Here is a 20,241-nt window from a genome sequence, read left to right as displayed (position 1 = left end):
TACCAGTATTGTTTTCACTACTATTAACAGTTAAATTGTTACTAATATTACCTGTACCACTAACACGGAATACAATGTTTAAAGTCACAGTTGTACCATTAGAAATATTACCCACATACCAAACATGGTTAGTTTCATTATAGTAGCCAGTGTTAGTGGTGTTAGAGCCTGAAATGTAAATTAAGTCTGGTCCAAAGACTTCAGTAATATTCACACTACTTGCATTATCAGGACCATGGTTAGTAACAGTAATAGTGAAATTAACCAACTGACCATTCAAAACACCAGTCACATTAGCAACCTTAACAACAGTCAAATTAATTGCTTTACTTGAATTTAAAGTCTCATTTACTGTAGTATTACCAGTATTGTTTTCACTACTATTAACAGTTAAGTTATTACTGATATTGCCTGTACCATTAACACGGAATACAATGTTTAAAGTCACAGTTGTACCATTAGAAATGTTGCCTACATACCAAACATGGTTAGTTTCATTATAGTAGCCGGTATTAGTGGTGTTAGAGCCTGAAATATAAAGTAAGTCTGGTCCAAAGACTTCAGTAATATTCACACTACTTGCATTATCGGGACCATGGTTAGTAACAGTAATAGTGAAACTAACCAACTGACCATTCAAAACACCAGTCACATTAGCAACCTTAACAACAGTCAAATTAATTGCTTTACTTGAATTTAAAGTCTCATTTACTGTAGTATTACCAGTATTGTTTTCACTACTATTAACAGTTAAATTGTTACTAATATTACCTGTACCACTAACACGGAATACAATGTTTAAAGTCACAGTTGTACCATTAGAAATATTACCCACATACCAAACATGGTTAGTTTCATTATAATAACCGGTATTAGTGGTGTTAGAGCCTGAAATATAAAGTAAGTCTGATCCAAAGACTTCAGTAATATTCACACTACTTGCATTATCGGGACCATGGTTAGTAACAGTAATAGTGAAACTAACCAACTGACCATTCAAAACACCAGTCACATTAGCAACCTTAACAACAGATAAATTAACAGCAGCTAATATAGTAATATTTGCTTGAGATAAATTATCACCTGTGTTGTTATCAAGAGTTGTTACATTAGCATTGTTAATGACAAATCCTGAGTTATTTGCTCTAACTACAAGAGTTAAAAGGGCAGATTCACCAGCTGTAAGATTTAGCTCCCAAACACCAGTAAGGTTGTTGTATGTTCCACTTGTAACAATAACTTCCAACAATTCTAAATAGCTGTAATCAAGCAAATCTGTGATATTTAAATCATATGCATCTCCAGAGCCATTATTTGTTACATTTATAGTGTAGTTGAAAACTTGATTGTTTAAAACAGTTCCATTGTTTGTGCTTAATCCATTAATATTTGCTGTTTTATTTACAGTTAAATTAAATTCACTGTAAGCATTAATGCGATAGATAGGGTCTTCATTGTCTCCACCAGATTTAATATATGCAGTATAATTTAAATGAGTTAAAGTAGTATTAAATGAAGCATTACTAACTCTTGCATCGCCATAGTATCCTTGCTCTTCTGTTCCATTAGAATGACCAAAGGTAACATTAGCCACAAAGTAAGGTAAAAGTAAAGGATTATTACTTACATTTGAATCATTTAAAGTGAAGTTGTAAGATAAATTAGCATTAGTGTACAATGGATAATTTTGAGTAACATTGTAAATACTACCATTAACACCATTTAAATAATTTTTCATTACATAATAATTGTTTATTGTAACTCCTGAGTATAAACCACTTATATTATTCTGACTCCACCAATTCAAATTAGCATCAAAGTTAGTAGAACCCACAGCATCAAGAGAGTATAAAGAATTATTTACAAATCTATTGTAGTTAATAACCATATTTGAGGCATCAGTGGCTGTTCTAATACCATAAGTGTTGTTTATAATATTAGAACTGTAAATGTAGTTTGCTAATATAGAATTTATATAGACTCCTATACTATTATAAGTTATATTTGTATTGTTAATTACAATATTAGAAGATGTATTGTCTAAAATAATACCAGTTTCATAACCAGAAACTATAGAATCTTTAAGATAATGATTAGTTGAATTTTCAAGAAAAGTTAAACCAGTAACAGATGCATTAGCAAAGCCTGAAAATTCTATTAAATTTTTATTTCCTGTTTGATTAAATGAATCTAAAATTGTAATATTTAATCCATCACCTGCAATCTGGAAAATTAAAGTGTTGTTGTTAAAGTTATTAGAGCTATTTAAACCATTTATTGTAAGAGCCATATAAAGTGGTCCATAAGCACCTAAACCACCAAACTGTAAGACAACACTATTGTTAGTAAAGTTGTTATGATTAATATTTAAATTAGCATCATCAATTATTCCTGCAATACCTGCAGTGTTATTTATAAAATTAGAATAATCTATATTCAACCCACTTAGATTTTCAGTTGATACAGTACCCATTTCAGCATCATTATAAGTGAAGTTACAGTAACTCACATTAAATGGTTTTGCACCATGAACAGCTGCACCAAGAATGGCAGTATTATTGTTAAAATTAGAATAACTAATATCTATAGAATATTCTCCCTCAATAGCTCCACCCATAGTGGCATTGTTAAGTAAAAAATTAGAATAACTAATATTTGTATAATTCCCAACCCATATAGCTCCAGCAAAATTATTAGCATTGTTAGAAGTAAAGTTAGAGTAAAGGATCAAAGATATACCACTACTAACAATAGCACCACCAGCATCACTAGCAGTATTATTAATAAAAGTAGAACCATTCACACTGAAGTTAGTACCATCTTGATTAAAAATAGCACCACCACTAGTAGCATTATTATTAATAAAACTAGAACCACTCACACTGAAGTTAGTACCATTTTGATTAAAAATAGCACCACCACCATTAGCAGTATTATTAATAAAACTAGAATTAACCACATTGAAGTTTATACCATTTTGATTAAAAATAGCACCACCATTAGCAGTATCGTTTGCAGTATTAGCAACAAAACTAGAGTTTTTAATTTTAGTGTTGTTGCCAGTGTTGTAAATAGCTCCTCCACTGCTTCCAATACCATTTATAAATGTGATATTAGCTATTGTGATGTTATTGGCAGAGATGTTCCATATTTGGTAGAGATTTTTACCATCAAATATTGGGCTACCATATTCACCACTAATTATTAAATTATCGTAGGTGTTGTTCATTGTAAGACCCGTATTAATTCCATTAATACTGTAAGGAACTGCTCCACCTTCCCCTACACCTGTTCCATTACCTGCTATATGAATTGTCACATTGGCAAGAATTAAATCAACTATTATCTTTAAGGCATCTGAAAGGTTCATAAATGCATTCTCCCAGTTTTTTCCAGTGTGGTTACCTTGAGTTCTTGAAGAATTTACATACAGATGGCTATCAACTGAGACTGTAACAATCCAATCATCAACTTGGAATGTTTTAAATCCTGGACTATCAAAGGTAACTGTTTGATTTACTCTTGCATCAAAATGGTCTTCAGAATTTTCATCTTCAGGAGTGGTATTTAAGTAGAATAAAGGAAGAAGTGTTGGATCAAAATCAACAATGTTTGTAGTTGTACTATTCTCATTAGAATCATTTAATCTTATTGTATAGTTAAATTTACCATTAGCATTAATCAATGGGTTAACATTTACTTCTATATGATTATCAAAGGAAATTTGACTTGGAGATGAGTTATCATAACCAATAACAGCATAGTTTAGTTCTGTAATATTATGACCCCACCAATTCATATTTACATTAAGATAACCAAGGTTAACATAAACCTGTGGCTGATTATCTAGGGATATATTGTTATGATAGAATCTATTAAGATTTAGGAAATTAAAACCTCCATTGAAGAATACGGCACCACCCTTATTATCAGCAGTATTATTTACATAGTTAGATGAAAATCCTTGGAGATTTGAACTTGAATTTACATAAATAGCTCCACCATCTTGACTTACTGAATTATTTATAAAGTTTGTCCAATTAATGTAGAGATTTGAAGATGACCCAGAAGTAGTTGAGAAAATTGCTCCCCCTATTTGAGCAGTGTTATATGAAAAATTGGTATTGTTTGTAAATAATGTGAAATCTCTTCCCCTTAAAGCTCCACCAAAGGAAAGAGCAGAGTTATTATTTAAGTTAGAATTTAAAATACTTACATTAGCCCCAATAGAAGCCCAAATAGCTCCACCATAGTCTCCAGTATTCTTAATAAAATTAGAAGTAGATATTGTAAGATTTGAGTAGAAGTAAGTAAAAATAGCTCCTCCACCAGTTCCATTGTTAATTCCAATTGCATTACAGCCAGTGGCATTGTTATTTGTAAAATTAGAATCAACTACCAATGTACTAGATTGAATATCACTATAGATGGCTCCACCACTTAAAGCATTATTGTTATCAAAAATACTTAAATTAGCAAATAATGAAGCATTATTATAAATTGCTCCACCAAATTCAGATCCATTGTTATTTGAAAAATTTGATAAAGATATATTTAGATTAATATTTGTAAATATTGCTCCACCATATAAAGGTGCTGTGTTGTTATCAAATAAAGAATATTGAATTATTAAACCTTTTGCCTGTGGTGAATTTAACCCTGCTGATAATAAGCTAATGTATATTGCACCACCATCAACAGTTACAAAGTTAGATAAAAATGTAGAATTGCTTATATTTAAACCATTGACACGATAGTTATATACTCCTCCTCCATAACTAGCATTGTTGTAAGTAAAGCTAGAGTTGGTGATTGTAGCATTATCAGCCCTATTTGCTATTGCACCACCATACTGAGCATGGTTATTGTTAAAATTATTTAAATAAATTATAAGACCATATCCAGTTGTACTGGTTCCATTGTTATAAATTCCACCACCAGCAGTTACTGCACTGTTATTAGCAAAGTTAGAGTTTCTTACTGCAAAATTGTTTCCACCATTGTTATAAATTCCACCACCAGCAGTTACTGCACGGTTATCACTAAAGTTAGAATTTCTTACAATAAAATCATTTCCACCATTGTTATAAATTCCACCACCATTAGAATCTTTTGCAGAGTTATTTATAAACACTGAATCTAAAACATGTATATTTTGATTAGCTCCATTAAAAATCCCACCACCAACATTTCCTGAGTTATTATTAAAATTCAGTCTTAAAAATGTTATATTTGCTCCAGTTGTAAAAATTGCTCCTCCAGCACTTCTAGCAGAGTTATTATCAAAGTTACAATCAGTAATATTTGAAAATTGCCCATTATTCATAAGAATGGCTCCACCTCTTGAGTTAAGGCTATTATTTGCTGAATTTGAAGTGAAATTAGAGTTAATAATTGATAAATTCCTTCCTCCATCATCATAAACTGCCCCACCATTTGAAGCAGAGTTATTTATAAATAATGAATTTGTTATTTTAAGTCCCACAGTATTTGTAGAAGGATTACCATTGTAAATTGCCCCTCCAGAATTATTTACAGAGTTATTTATAAATTTACAGTCAGTAATATTTGTATTATTTTGATTATTCCAAATAGCTCCTCCACCATCACCTGGATCAATTCCTGAAGCTGTATTGTATGAAAAACTACAATTTAATAAAGTTAAATTGGCTTTTGTATTGTAAATTCCTCCACCACTTCCTCCTCTAGTAGCAGTGTTGTTCATAAATGTAGCATTTGCAAGAATTAAATTTTTTGAACCTTCATAATAAATAGCCCCGCCAAAATGAGCAGTGTTGTTAATAAAAGTTATATTTCCTAAGAAATTTACACTTGAATTTGGACTTATATAAACTGCTCCTCCCTTAGGATCATTACCATTGACTGTGTTATTTTCAAATGCACAGTTTGTAATATTGACTGTTGAGTTTCTTGTATTTAATGCACCACCATAACCATATTGACCATTATTTCTGTTAAAACCATTAACAAAAGTTAAATTAACTAAAGATACATTGGCATTTATAATTGAAAAAATTTGGTCAGTGTTTTTACCATCAATAAAAACTGGTCCTGCAGCAAAACTTCCATTACCATCAGCATTTATAGCACCATTATAACTATCATTAGTAGTTGTATCAACACCTTCAGTGTGACCTAAAATTGTTAGGTTTTGGCTAATTAAAATATTTACATTTGCTCCACTTGTATTGTAGTTATATGAAGCACCAGCAACATGTATTGTTCCTCCAGTTTTAACTTTTGAAAGAGCTGTAGCTATTGTTTTAAGTGCATTAGACCAAGTAGTACCAGTGTTGCTATCGTCTCCATAATCTGCATTAACATAAACATAGTCTAAAGGAGTAAATACTCCAGATAAAATTTTTGTCCAATCATCTACCCAAATTTTTGTTGCATTAGTAGTATAGAGGGTTCTATTAGTTATTCTTGCATCAAGAGAAATTGATGTCTCAAAAGAAGGATCAATACCAGGAGTTATACCTTCAAGTGATTGATTAAAAGTTGCATAGAAAAGATCCAAAAGAGATGGATCAAAATCAATTGATGAATCATTTAAGAAAATTATATATAAATGTTCTCCAGTATTAGTAGTAAGATTAACTACATCTACTTTAACAAAGTTATCTGGATAAACATGCCCCACAGAGTTGTTAACTCCAATAACAGCATAATTTCCATTATTAGTTGCATTTCCCCACCAATTAAGATTTGCATTTAAAACTGTAGAACTTGAGTTAAGATAATATATTTGATACTGGGCTGAGGTAGTTGTAGTTCCATTATTATGGTAAAAACGGTTGTAGTTAATGGTAGCATGATTATTATCACCATCTATATAAACTGCTCCACCTAAAAGTCCTGTGTTATTAACAAAATTAGATCCATTTAAATTCAAAGTAGAGTTAAGTACAAGTGAAATTGCACCACCATTGTTGTTAACAGTGTTATTTAAAAAAGTTGAACGCACTATATATCCATTGGATTGATTTAATGATATTGCACCACCATTGTTGTTAGCAGTGTTATTTCTAAATAAGGTACTATAAAGATTTATGCTTAGATTATTATTTGCTGAAATAGCTCCACCATTATCTCCTGCTAAATTATTCATAAAGACCATTTCAAATAGAGTCATGTTTGCTCCGAGGTCTCCACCATTACCATAAATAGCTCCACCAGAATTTTTAGCTTGGCTGTTAGTTAAATTTGTGTGATTCAATGTAATGCTTGAAATATTAAAATAAATAGCCCCTCCAAAAGCACTAGATGAAGAGTTAGCATAATTTCTATTAAATGAAGTATATAAAATATTAACTGTTGAATATGATGAAGCATATATTGCTCCACCATAACTATCTCCACTTAATCCACTAACAGAATTGTTATCAAAGCTAGAATTTGAAATTGTTAGGTTAGAATAATCAATTGCATAAATAGCTCCACCAGATAAATCTCCTGTATTATTTTTAAAGTTATCAAAAGCACCAATGTAAATTGATTCATTTAAATAAATTGAAGCTCCTGAACTTGCAGAATTGTTTATGTAATTGTTACTAAAAGCTGTGATATTTGAATTAATTGAATATACGGCTCCACCATCACCTACTCCACTACCACCAGCATTATTTGAGTTAAAGTTTGATGAATTTAGATTCAAACTTGATAAATTTAAATAAATTGCACCAGATACTGTAGCATTATTTGATGAAAAATTAGATGATTGGATTTGACCATTTGAATTATTAAGATAAATTGCAGAACCATAGGCTCCAGTGTTATTAACAAATAAAACAGGATTGTTAATATTCATTACAAAGATTGAAGAATTATCAACATAAATAGCTCCTCCTTTAAATGCTGTGTTGTTGTTAAATTTAGAGTTTACAACTGTTAAATTAGTCACATTAAAAACAGCTATTGCTCCTCCATATATGTTAGGACTATTAAATGAATTGTTGTTGAAATTTATATTTTCAAGATAAAGATCTGTAGAGTTAGATAAAATTGCTCCACCACTAATAGATGCATTGTTGTTATTAAAGTCAGTATTTTTAATTGAAGTTGAGCTATGACTATTTAAGAAAATTGCTCCACCACTAACTGCAGAATCATTTCTAAAAATAGAATTAGTAATATTTACAAATCCATTGGCATAAATGGCTCCACCACTGCCAGATACAGAATTATTAGAAAAATTGTCATTTAGTAAAAAAAGATTACTGTTTAGTGTAGTGTATATTGCTCCACCATTAAATCCAGTGTTATTAAAAAAATTAGAATTAGCTATTGTTAAATTTGAATCATTAAGATAAATTGCACCATAAGTAGAATTATTAGAGTTAATAAATGTAATATTGTTCATTGTAACATTGACATTTGGATAAATATAAAATATACTTGAATTTCCTTGAGCATTTATAGTAACCAAACCACTAGAAAAAGATCCAGACCCATTTCCATTCCAAGGAGAATTAGCGGTGTTTACAGCTACAGTATATCCTTGAATTGTCACACTTCTATTAATATATAATGGAACAAAGCTTCCTGTAACATGGTAAACATTTCCTCCACCTGCAAGATGTATTACTCCACCATCTTCAACTAAGTCTAATGCCCTAGCTATTGTTTTAAGTGGATTATCCCAACTATGACCTGCAGCTGAACCAGTATCACTACCACCAGTTGAGTTTACATAAACATCATGAACCTGTAAAGGAGGAGCAAAATCATTACCCCAATCATCAACCTTAAATAAAGTATCACCAGATATTGTAATAACTTTACCATTTTCTCTTGCATCAAATGTATCATTAGCAGGATTGACAGCTGTGTTGTTTAATTTTAAGAAAAATAAAGGTAACTTAGTGTAATCAAAAATTGCAGAAGAATTGCTTAAATATATTCTGTAAACTACACCATCTGTGCTAACTGGAACCACATTAACCATTACATAGTTGCTAGGAACAAATGTTGAACCCCAAGAAGCTACAACTGCATAGTTACTAGCAGTAGTTCCATTACCCCACCAATTAAGATTAATGTTTATAGATGTACTTTCTGAAAAAATTTGATATGCATTAGATGTATCAATAGTACCATTGTTATGATAAAACCTATTATAATTAATTACAACATTTCCATATCCACCAATATATAATGCACCTCCACCAGTTCCATCAGTGGAATGTGCAGTATTATTTTCAAAGTCAGTGCCATTTATATATGTCTCACCTGTAGTATGAATTGCACCACCATGAGCAGCACTATTGTTGTAAAAAGTTGAATTAACAACAGTAAAGTTACCACCATTATCTCTTATAGCACCACCATTAGAGTTAGAAGGATCTAGTGCATTATTGTTTATGAAAGAAGAATTTTTTACATATAGACTATTAGATCCATAGTTATATACTGCACCACCATAGTATGCAGCTGAGTTGTTATAGAAGTATGAGTCCACAATAGTTAAAAACTCTCCATCACCAGTACGATATCCATCATTCATAATGGCTCCACCACCAGCACCCCAACTTGGATTACTAATATAATTACTATCAAACTTAGTGTTTAGAATAAGTAGATGTGATCCACGATTGTAGATACCTCCACCATTACTAATAGCAATATTAAAATCAAAAGTAGAATTAATAATATTGGCATTACTTACATCATTAAAAATGCCTCCACCACCATTACCATAGCCACCATTAGGATTCTTAGCAGAGTTATTAATAAATGTAGAGTTTTCAATTGTTAAAGAACCAGCTGGAGTGTATAATCCCCCACCATTCATATTTGCCACATTGTTTTTAAATGTTGTGTTAATTATTGTTAAATTCCCATTACTAACAACAGCTCCCCCATTGCTGTTAGAGTAACCATTTTCAAATATTAAGTTAAGTAAATTAACTTTTGTGTTTGAATTAATTGTCCAACCTGACACTGTGTTGTAGTTACCATTAAGAATAGGTAGGTTGCTAAGATTGTATGCTGTAATGTTTAAATTTTTAGAAATAGTTAAACCAACATTAGATGTAGAATTATAATTTCCAGGGAATAAATGAATTGTTCCTCCATCATCTACATGAGAATGTGCTGTTTGAATTGTTTTGTATGGGTTTGATGCAATACCACTATTACCATCGTTTCCATTTACAGGATCAACATAAACATCACTAGCTGCCGAAGCTATTGAAATGCAAAAGCTAAAAAAAACAACCAATATAATTAATAATCCAATAAAGTGAATTTTTTTATTATTCAACACATTTTTACTGTTCAACATATATATCACTCCTGTTCTTTATTATACTCTTCTGTTTTTTATTTAAACACTGTTTGAAAATGTAGTGATTTTGAAAAAATGTTACCAATAAATTTAGTATAATAAAGTTACACTTATATTATTTTAATTAATATCTAAAAATTATATTACAATTAAATAATCAATAATTAACATTTATGAATTTTTAACATATATAAATTTTGTTATATAGCCACAAGACGAACAAATTAAAATACTTATCTAAATTGGTTTTATTTTTCTTATTAGTCTATTTTCTCTTATTTTTTTAAAATTAGTTTTTTTAAAATGTTGTTTGTCTTAATAATTAATAGTTATCTATATTTATTAATTATATATTTTATTTAAATTTAAATTTATATAATATGAATTTTATAGTAATTAATTACTAATATAATAGGATAATAAGGATGTTTTATTCTTTTTTATGATTGTTATCTATTTACATCTTAAATTACTGAAGCTTAGTCTTTATAAAAACTTTAAACATATTTTGTTTCATATTGAAAAAATTAAAAAAAATCAATTCTGTCAATTAAAGAAATATTTTCTATTTTTCCTTTATTTTTCTATTTTTGCTATAATATTCTTTTTTTTATTATTTTTTTAATTAAAATCGTCTTATATTAATTTTTATTATATGATTATACTTTTTTATTAATTGAAGTATATTATAATACTTAAATTTACATATAATGTGTTATATATTTATTAAATATGGTGTTAATAAATTTTAATTTATATTTATATTTTTTAAATAGTTTTATTTAATTTTTTCCTAAACTATTCAAATTTAGTTGGATGTGTGAGGTTTAAAGATGTTAAAATTATATTTAATGATATTGAAAAATTTAATAAGTTATGAAAGAGAAACTTTTGTTTTAGAAAAAAATAAATTTACTCGTAATTGTAAAATGTCTTTTGAAGATGTTATTTGCTCTATTCTTGGAAATAAAGGCAAAACAACAGTTTTAGAGATTGAAGATTGTTTTAATGAAAAATTTGGAGATGATGAAACACCTATAAGTAAACAAGCATTGTCTGAGCGAAGATCATTTTTAGATTGGAAAATTTTTAAAAGAACTGATTCAGATGCTTGAACTGATTTCTTAAATAAATTATTAAGTATTTTTTATCATAATTTTTCCCTAAATTCACAGTCTATATCGTTTTTTGAGAAAGCTAGTGCTAAATAGATTGGATTTTCGTCTTTGTATCTTGTGTAGTATTTTTTTTCTTTTATTTGTTTGAATGCTTCTTTTATTATTGTTTTTGTGGATTTTGTTGATGAGTATTTGATTTCTGTGATTATTGTTTTGTCTTTTAGTTTAAAGATTGTGTCTGCTCTTCCTGAATAGGTTGTCACTTCTCCTTGTGAGTCAATTCCTAGTAAATATAGGGCTACTAAGAAGCTTCCATGGTAGTATTTTTCGTCATCTCCTTTTAATGGATAGGATAGTCTATGATATATGCTTTCTAGGACTTCTATGAATCCTTTTGAGTCTTTATTTAAAATGCTTGTGTATGTTTTGTTTTTTAGTTCTTTTAAATGGCTGTCACTTAAATTTGTATAGGTCATAATAAGTTCATTGATTAGAGACTCCCTAACTTCGTAATTTGGAATATCTAATATGTATTCAATAGATCCATGTTTTTTGTTTTTTTCTTTTATTGTTAGGTATCCTGTTTGAAATAGTAATGTTGTGGGGTGTATATTTTCTATTTTAAATGTGTCTAAATCATTTTTTGTTGCAAATATAGGTTCTATTATTGGTTGTAGGTTGTTTTCTTTTTTAAGTGTTTCTATTAGAAATGTTGGTGTTCCACTGTTAAACCAGTAATTTGAAAATTCGCACTCATCAAATAGCAGTAATGTTGAGAAAGGATTGTAAACCTTATTTTTACCGTCCCAAGTGTAACCATTATACCAATACTCGATTTTAGCTATTGTTTCTTCATAGTTAAGGGGCTCTTCATTAGCTAAATTTTCAATATGTTCTTTAAAATAGTCTTCAAGTTCTCTGTGGGTGTAACCACAAATTTTAGCATAATTTTTACTTAATGTAATATCTTTAGGGTTATTTAGTCCTGAAAAAATAGATGTAGATGAAAACTTAGAAATTCCAGTGATAAAAATAAACTCTAAAAATTCATCATTAGCTTTTAAAGATTGAAAAAAATTATTTAAAGTTTTTCTATTATCTTCAGCTATTTTAAAATTTGTTATATGATCTATAATAGGTTTATCATATTCATCAATTAAAATCACAACTTTTTGCTTGAATTTTTCATTAATATTTTCAATTAATTCTCCGAATCTTTGAGGTAAAGTTTTGCTTATTAGTTCTATTTTGAATTTTTTTGAAGTTTTATTTAAAAAATCGAATAAAGAATCTTCTAATTGTTCTGAATTTTTATAGGCCATGGATCCAAAGTCTATTTTAATCACAGGGTATTTTTTATCCCAATCCCATTTATCATAGATGTATAAGTCTTTAAATAATTCTTTTTTTGCTGAAAATAGTGTTTCTAATGTACTAACTAGCAATGACTTTCCAAATCGTCTTGGGCGTGAGAGAAAGTAAATTTCTCCGTTTTCTATTAAATTAAATATATCTTCTGTTTTGTCCACATATAAATAATTTTTTTCACGGATTTTGGAAAATGTTTGTATACCTACAGGTAATTTTTGCATACTATTAATCCTTTAATTTAGTCAAAATACATTATATAATATATTGTTAATAAAAATATAAATACTTTTCCTAAAATTAGCAATTCTGTCAAGTTAAGAAATTATTAATATAAATTTGAGGATAAGTATTACAAATTGAAAGGTCCATTTATAAACAATTTCAATTTTTTAATAAAACTAATGAAATTTTGAAAAAATTTTTCTTAAGTTGACAGCATTGATGCAAATTGACTAGCAACAATTATTTATAATTAAATGATAGGTTAAATTATAAGTATAAAAATTAAAAATTTAATTTATTCTTAAATTTTTTATTGTATACAATATTTATACAAACATTATTTTATTTTGATTTTAAATATTGTTTTTATAATCCAAATTTGAAAATCAGTTAAAGGATAATATCTATAAATTTATTAGAATAATTAATAAAATAAATAAAAAAATAAAAGATAAAAATAATGAATTAAAATAATGAATTAAAATAATAAATTAAAATAATAAATTAAAATCAAATTCAAATGGCTACAACTTAAATGAAGCAACAATAGCTTGACCTAAAGATACTGAACCATCACCAGCACATGAATTTCTATGGGAAACAAATTTAAAGCCATCTCTCTCAACAGTCTCTTTAACTTTTTTTGAAATGGCTTCGTTATAAAAAACACCACCAGTAGCACCAACTACATTAACATCTTTTTTATTGGCAGCTATTAAGGCCATTTTAGCCAAACCAATAGCTACAGAGTCTTGAGCAGCTTTAGCAATGTCTTTTTTATTTTCTCCTCTTTTAACTAAATCTAATGTATCATATAAAATCTGTGAAGTATCCAATCTTAAAAGTCCATCAATTTCAATAAATTCAGGTGCTATTTTTAATTTATCATTATTAGACCTATAAGCAAAAGATTCTAACTTCATAGAAGCTTCACCTTCATAAGTTCTTTCATGACAAACACCTAAAGCTACAGAAATAGAATCTAATACTCTACCAGCACTTGTTGTAATGGCTGTGTTTAAATTAGATTCCATTTGCTTAAAAACTAAATCTATTTCCATAGCTCCATGTTTAAAGTAATCAATATAATGTTTATTTAAAATGTCTTTTAATTCATTTTTTTCAAATTTAGAATACAATAAAGAAGTCATTACTCTTACAGGATATTTTGTAGATAAATCTCCTCCTGGGAGCTTTTGTGGAAGAAGTGAAGCCATTCTCTCATATGATTCAATGTCAGAGTATAAAATTTCACCTCCCCAAGCTGTTCCATCATCGCCATAACCCACGCCATCAGCTGCAATTACTATCAACTCATCAATGTTATTATCTACTGCTAAAACAGCTCCATGAGCATGATGATGTTGAACTGGAATTAAATCAGCTTGAAATTTATTAGATATCTCCTTTGCCAATTGGGTTGAGAAAAATTGAGGATGTAAATCACATGCAACTAAATCAAAGCTATTTGTTGAGGTAATTTTCATTAAATGCTTAATTGCATCTTGTAAAAACTCATAAGTTTTAAACTTGTTTGTATTTCCAATGTGTTGAGAAACATAGGCCATTTTATTTTTTAAAATTGTAAAAGTAAGATCTAATTCAGGACCTAAAGCCAAAATATTATGATTTTTATGTAAAATACTTTTAAACTTATCATATTCATTTAAATTATAAGGAGCAGGAGCATATCCTCGAGATCTTCTAATAAATGAAGCTTTATCATCAACAAATCTAATAACCGAATCATCACATCGATTAATAATTTTACGATTGTGTAATAAAAAATAATCAGCTATTTTAGAGAGATTATTAACAATATCCTTATTATCAATCATCATAGGCTCACCAGGAATGTTAGCTGAAGTCATTATTAAAGCAGGGTCATTTATGTAGTCAAATAGAAGATGATGAATTGGTGAGTAAGGCAAAATGACTCCAATGTTATGGAGAAGTGGAGAAACTTCCTTGGATAAATTGTAGTTTGAATTTTTCTTTAAAACAACGATAGGTCTTTCTTTTGCTATTAAAGCCTCGTTTTCATAACTATTAATTTCACAAAATTCAAGGGCAGATTCAATATCTTTAACCATGCAGGCAAATGCCTGATTTTCTCTTGTCAATCTTTTTCTAAGAATAGATACTGTATCATCATCACTGACTTTAGAGACAAGATGTGTTCCGCCAATACCTTTAATGGCTAGAATATTAGATTCATTTAAAAGTTCTCCTGCTTTTTTAATTAAATTTGTGTGTTTAAATGAAATATCCACCCCATCCTTATTTAATAGTTGAAGTGAAGGTCCACATGTGTTACAACAACTTGCTTCAGCATGATAACGCCTATCTAAGGGATTGGTATATTCTTCCATACATTCATTACATAAAGGAAATTCATCCATTGAAGTTCTATTTCTATCATAAGGAATAGAATCAATTAGAGTAAAACGAGGCCCACAATCAGTACATGCAATAAATGGATGATTAAAACGCCTATCCTTTGGGTTTCTCATTTCTTTAAGACAATTTTCACAAACAGCAATATCTGGAGGAATAACAGATGTTCCTGAAAATGAATTCGAGCTTTCAAGGATTTTAAATTCAGAAAAACTTGCATTAGACTCAAAAAATGAGTACTCAATAGAGTTAATAATTGAAACAGGAGGTTTTTTAACTTCAATCTCTGAAATAAATTTTTCAATATCATTGTAATCATGCGACTGAGCAATAATTTCTACAACATTTCCTAAATTACGAACATAGCCATTAATATCATGCTTAATAGCTATTCTATAAACATTTGGACGAAATCCAACCCCCTGAACTATTCCTTGAACCAAAATTTTAGCAGTTTCCATAGTACCAATTTAAAATTAAAATTTAGAATTAAAGTTTAAAATTAAAGTCTAAAGCTAATTTAAAAAAAAATTAAAATATAAAATAGATAAAAATAATAACAACTAAAAAAGTAAGTAGAAATAAACTTAATATAAATAGCTATAATAAATATTAATTAAATAAAAAATATTAATTAAATAAAAAATTACACTTAAAAAAATAAATTATTTATATTAAATATTATTTATATTAAGTATTATTTATATTAAATAAATATTTATTCTAAAAATTATTATATGATAAAAATTATTAATTAATATATAATTTTACATGATTTATATATAATTTTATATAATTTTATATAATTTTATATTATTTTATATTGATAATAAAATTTACTAAAAATTTAAAAAATATTTAAAAGAATGATTTAAAAAATATTTAAAACAACAATTTTAAAAAATATTAATACAATTAAAACTATTTAAAAAATTAAAAATACTTAAAAAATTAAAACTATTTAAAAAAAAGAAATGAATTAAAATTAAATAAAAAAATATAATAATTTTTCAATGGGATAAAATGAAAAAAATTCTTGAAGATTTAAAAAATGAGAAAATAAATATAAATGAAGCAGAAAAACTATTAAAAAGTAATAATATAAATGAAATAAATACAATAGCTAAAATTGATACTTCAAGAAAAAATAGAACAGGTTTTCCAGAGGCTATTTTGGCAAAAGGAAAAGAATATGATGATTTAAAGAAAATAATCTTAGATTTCTTAGATAATTATGATAAATGGGTAAAAACAAGTGAAAATAAGGATTTAACAAATTTATTAGTAACAAAATTAGAAAATGATGTTTATCAAAGATTTATTAATGACTTAGAAGAAAATTTAAAAGAAAATTTCAATTTCAAATACAATAAAAAGGCTAAAATATTAATAATATCATGTATTAAGGAAAACAAAAAAATTAAAGAGAATAATGATAAAAAATATAAAAAATATGAAAAAAATGAAAAAAATGGAAAATATGAAAAAAATAATAATAAACCCATAGAAGAAGAGAAATTTAAAGTTGGAATCATAACAGCAGGAACATCTGATATTCCTGTTGGTGAAGAAGCACGAGTTATAGTGGAAGAAGGAGGATGTGAAGCTATTTGTTCATATGATGTAGGAATAGCTGGAATTCATAGATTGTTTCCAAAAATAGCTGAAATGATTAAAAAAAACATTAAAGCTATTATTGTATGTGCTGGAATGGAAGGAGCATTGCCATCTGTAGTTGCAGGACTTGTAGATATTCCTGTAATTGGTGTTCCAACTTCTGTTGGTTATGGAATTGGAGGAAAAGGGGTTTCTGCACTTTACTCTATGTTACAGTCATGTGCACCAGGAATAGCTGTTGTAAACATAGATAATGGCTTTGGTGCAGCTGTTTTTGCTTTAACAATAGTCAACAACTTGGAAAAATAAAAATGACAAAGGAAGAATTAATTTTTAGAAAATATATATCAGAAGAAGATAGTACAAAAGAAATAGCTAAACTTATTTATACTGTAGATGAAGAAACATTTATAAACATTTTTAAGACAGAAAATAAAGCTATTTCAGCCATTGAAAAAAGATTTATAGTATCAAATACTATTATAAACCTAAATAAATCGATGAATGAGGAATATTTTGTTTTAAAAAATATAGAAGGAAAAATTATAGGACTTATTCTTATTGTTAATGGAAAAAAAGAAAGTATTTTAAGTGAATTTATCTTTTATATAAAACATTTAAGTATTGTTGAGGCTTTAAAATTTATTCACATTAGTTTAATGGATAAATTAGTTTTATCTGATTTTGGCTTAGGAGATTTATACTTAGCAGAACTTGCAGTGGATAAAAAAGAGCAAAATAAAGGATATGGAAAATTTTTATTGTCTAAAACTAAAGAAATAGCTAAAAATGATGGATTTTCAAAAGTAATTCTTGATGTTGATGTTAGAAAAGAAAAAGCAAAAAAAATCTATGAAAAATCAGGATTTAAAGTTTTCAATAAGAAGATGGATAAGATTTTTAATAAAAAAAGAGGAATGTACAACATGGAATACATAGTCGAATAAACTAATGTTTTTAGTGCTTTCATAAAAGCTAGAAAAAACATTAGCAAAATAATTTTTTGGAAAATTTCTTGCCAACAAACATTCATTAAAGATAAGAAAAATTATTCTTTGATTAATTTACATCCTATTTCACTATTTTTAAATGCAATGGCTCCTTTTATGATTTTTTTGTTTTTGTATTGTCTTGAGTATTCTTGTTTTTCTATTTGTTCTAGTGCTTCATTTATCATGTAGTTAATTGAGCTTTTACTGCTTTGTTTAAATTCAATTATTATCACATGATCATCTTCTTCTATTATTAGGTCTGCATTTCCTTTATAACTGTGAACTTCGCTATGTACATGTATTTTTGCAGTATATAGCAACATGAATACTAGTGTATGGTAATATCTTTCATCTTGACCTCTTAAATCATTGGGTATTGGGGATAAGTAGTCTCCTAACGTTTCTTTTATTTTTGTGCAGTTAGTTTCAATTGTGTATTTTAAGAGTTTGTTTGCATAATCTAAAATGTCATGTAAATGTATTTTAGAATATTGGCTAATTAGATTTTCAAATAGAGCTGATTTTACTTCATAATTTGGGAGTTTTAAATAATAAAATTTTTCATCTTCTTTTGTTTCAATTTTATCTACTGTAAGATATCCTGTTTGAAATAGTAGTATTTCATCTCTTATGTTAGAAGCAGTTGGATTTTTAAGTTCACTATCTGTAACTATATTTGGTTCTGCAAGGGATTTAAGGTTATATTTGTTTAATGGATAATCAACCAATAGATTTGGTGTTCCTGTGTTAAACCAATTTTTAGAAAATTCACCATGTTTAAAGCATAATAAAGTAGAAAATGGATTATAGACTTTTTCTCTACCATTCCAACTATAACCATTATAAAATGTTTTAATTTTTTCAATAATCCCTTTATCAGAAGTATTAAATTTATTGGATAGCTTTTTTATGTGTTCTGGGAAATTAGTCTCCAATTCTTTTTGAGTGTATCCACAGATAGAATTAAACTCATCAATAAGTGTTAAATCATCTACACTATTTAATTTTGAAAACACATACACTTGAGCAAACTTAGATACTCCAGTTAAAAATATAAATTTAATATATTGATCATTTGCTTTTAAAACTTCATAGAAACTTCCTAATTTTGATTGAATTTTTTCTAGGTTTTTGTTTTGGAGATTTGAAATAATTGGTTTGTCATATTCATCAATTAAAACAACCACTTTTTTCTTTGTTTTTTTAGAAATTTCACTTATTAAATCTGTGAATTTTCCCTTTAATGTTTTACTATATATTTCTACTTGAAGCTTTCTAGCTATTGTATGAATTATATCGTCTAAATTATCTTTTAATTCATTAGCACTGTCGTAATTACCTCCAGCTAAATCTATATGAATTACTGGGTATTTATCTTCCCAATCCCAGTTATCATAAATATATAGTCCTTTAAATAGCTTTTTGTTTCCTTCAAATAGTTCTTTTAGTGTGCTGACTAGTAATGATTTTCCAAATCGTCTTGGCCGTGAGAGAAAATTAATTCTACTATTTTTAGTTAATTTAAGAATATCTTTTGTTTTATCCACATACAGGTAATTATTTTCTCTTAAAACTGAAAATGATTGTGTTCCAATAGGTAATTCTTGCATAGTTTTACCTCTTATTTATATTATTTATTAATTTTGTTTTTGATTCTTTATATATTTTTTGGGATTTAAAGTAGCGGCATTGTCAAGAACTTCGCTGATTTTTTTTCAATCTTCTTTCATTCCATTTTCTTTCTCTCAACCTGCAACGGGCATCAATCCCTTTAATAATTTTAGTTCTGCGTTTATTGTGTTTAGGATTTGTTTTTCCAAACATGGTTTCGCAGAGATTGCTTGTTTTTGGTACATTATCGTCTGTTAAATGGAGTGTGAAAGTTTTAAAATAGGGAATTACTTTTTTTTTTGTAATTGAATTTGGATAAAGTTTGGAAGGTTGTCAAATTCTTTTATAAACCAGTTTAAAGATTTTGTTGCTTCATCGTAGGATGGTTGGTTAAACATTAACATGAATTTCTCAATGTAGTAGTTTACAAGGTTTTTTTCGTAAGGTGATACTTTGTTTTTCTTTTTGTATTCTTTAAATGCATTTTTAAATGATTTTCTTGTGTGGAATAGGCACCATTGGTGTTTAAATCCTAATTTTTCTACTATAGGTTTATATTCTGTTTTTAAATCTGTTGTTATGGCTATTTTCTTTTGGTTAATGA

8 protein-coding genes and 1 pseudogene are annotated in these 20,241 nt (G+C 27.8%); 3 read left to right on the top strand and 6 right to left on the bottom strand.

The annotated features are described in order from the left end of the window. On the bottom strand, positions 1-10,306 hold a 10,306-nt coding region (locus tag MBCUR_RS05825; protein ID WP_084269550.1), incomplete at its 3' end, for a DUF11 domain-containing protein. A gap of 854 nt (positions 10,307-11,160) precedes the next feature. Here MBCUR_RS05825 and MBCUR_RS05820 point away from each other — a divergent pair. Then, the gene (locus tag MBCUR_RS05820) at positions 11,161-11,424 is read left to right on the top strand and encodes a hypothetical protein (RefSeq protein ID WP_169805803.1); all 264 of its coding nucleotides are present in this window, start codon (positions 11,161-11,163) and stop codon (positions 11,422-11,424) included. A 35-nt stretch (positions 11,425-11,459) separates the two neighbouring features. Here the strand turns inward: MBCUR_RS05820 and MBCUR_RS05815 are convergent, their stop codons facing one another. Both MBCUR_RS05815 and hypF read right to left on the bottom strand, forming a co-directional pair. Beyond that, positions 11,460-13,019: an ATP-binding protein gene (locus MBCUR_RS05815; protein WP_067091461.1), complete on the bottom strand. Its 1,560-nt coding sequence runs from the start codon at positions 13,017-13,019 to the stop codon at positions 11,460-11,462. A gap of 525 nt (positions 13,020-13,544) precedes the next feature. Further along, positions 13,545-15,878 (bottom strand): carbamoyltransferase HypF, encoded by a 2,334-nt coding sequence (gene hypF / locus MBCUR_RS05810; protein WP_067091457.1) that lies wholly within the window; start codon positions 15,876-15,878, stop codon positions 13,545-13,547. Positions 15,879-16,440: 562 nt separating this feature from the next. Between hypF and larB the strand changes: the two genes are divergently transcribed. Beyond that, positions 16,441-17,343, top strand: a complete 903-nt coding sequence (gene larB, locus MBCUR_RS05805) for a nickel pincer cofactor biosynthesis protein LarB (RefSeq protein WP_067091454.1) — start codon at positions 16,441-16,443, stop codon at positions 17,341-17,343. Between the two features lie 2 nt (positions 17,344-17,345). Beyond that, positions 17,346-17,981, top strand: coding sequence for a GNAT family N-acetyltransferase (locus MBCUR_RS05800; protein ID WP_067091452.1), 636 nt, complete (start codon positions 17,346-17,348; stop codon positions 17,979-17,981). Positions 17,982-18,082: 101 nt separating this feature from the next. Here MBCUR_RS05800 and MBCUR_RS05795 read toward each other — a convergent pair whose 3' ends face one another. The 3 genes and pseudogenes from MBCUR_RS05795 to MBCUR_RS10590 all read right to left on the bottom strand — a co-directional run. After that, on the bottom strand, positions 18,083-19,636 hold the full coding sequence (locus MBCUR_RS05795; RefSeq protein WP_067091449.1) for an ATP-binding protein: 1,554 nt from the start codon (positions 19,634-19,636) through the stop codon (positions 18,083-18,085). An 82-nt stretch (positions 19,637-19,718) separates the two neighbouring features. Continuing rightward, positions 19,719-19,850 carry a hypothetical protein gene (locus MBCUR_RS10945; protein ID WP_281190551.1) on the bottom strand — a complete coding sequence of 44 codons (132 nt, stop codon included), beginning with the start codon at positions 19,848-19,850 and terminating at the stop codon, positions 19,719-19,721. A 74-nt stretch (positions 19,851-19,924) separates the two neighbouring features. Then, positions 19,925-20,241, bottom strand: a pseudogene (locus MBCUR_RS10590) (hypothetical protein); the annotation flags it as partial.

The organism is Methanobrevibacter curvatus (assembly GCF_001639295.1).
Lineage (GTDB): Archaea > Methanobacteriota > Methanobacteria > Methanobacteriales > Methanobacteriaceae > Methanoflexus > Methanoflexus curvatus.
The sequence above is the reverse complement of the archived record's forward strand: the minus strand, read 5'-3'. Positions and strand labels throughout refer to the sequence as shown.

What these genes read in the sequence shown, in the direction of transcription:
- MBCUR_RS05800 (WP_067091452.1), top strand. Translation starts at nt 17,346, where the DNA reads ATGACAAAGGAAGAATTAATTTTTAGAAAATATATATCAGAAGAAGAT.
- MBCUR_RS10945 (WP_281190551.1), bottom strand. Translation starts at nt 19,850, where the DNA reads ATGTTTGGAAAAACAAATCCTAAACACAATAAACGCAGAACTAAAATT.
- hypF (WP_067091457.1), bottom strand. Translation starts at nt 15,878, where the DNA reads ATGGAAACTGCTAAAATTTTGGTTCAAGGAATAGTTCAGGGGGTTGGA.
- larB (WP_067091454.1), top strand. Translation starts at nt 16,441, where the DNA reads ATGAAAAAAATTCTTGAAGATTTAAAAAATGAGAAAATAAATATAAAT.
- MBCUR_RS05815 (WP_067091461.1), bottom strand. Translation starts at nt 13,019, where the DNA reads ATGCAAAAATTACCTGTAGGTATACAAACATTTTCCAAAATCCGTGAA.
- MBCUR_RS05795 (WP_067091449.1), bottom strand. Translation starts at nt 19,636, where the DNA reads ATGCAAGAATTACCTATTGGAACACAATCATTTTCAGTTTTAAGAGAA.
- MBCUR_RS05820 (WP_169805803.1), top strand. Translation starts at nt 11,161, where the DNA reads ATGATATTGAAAAATTTAATAAGTTATGAAAGAGAAACTTTTGTTTTA.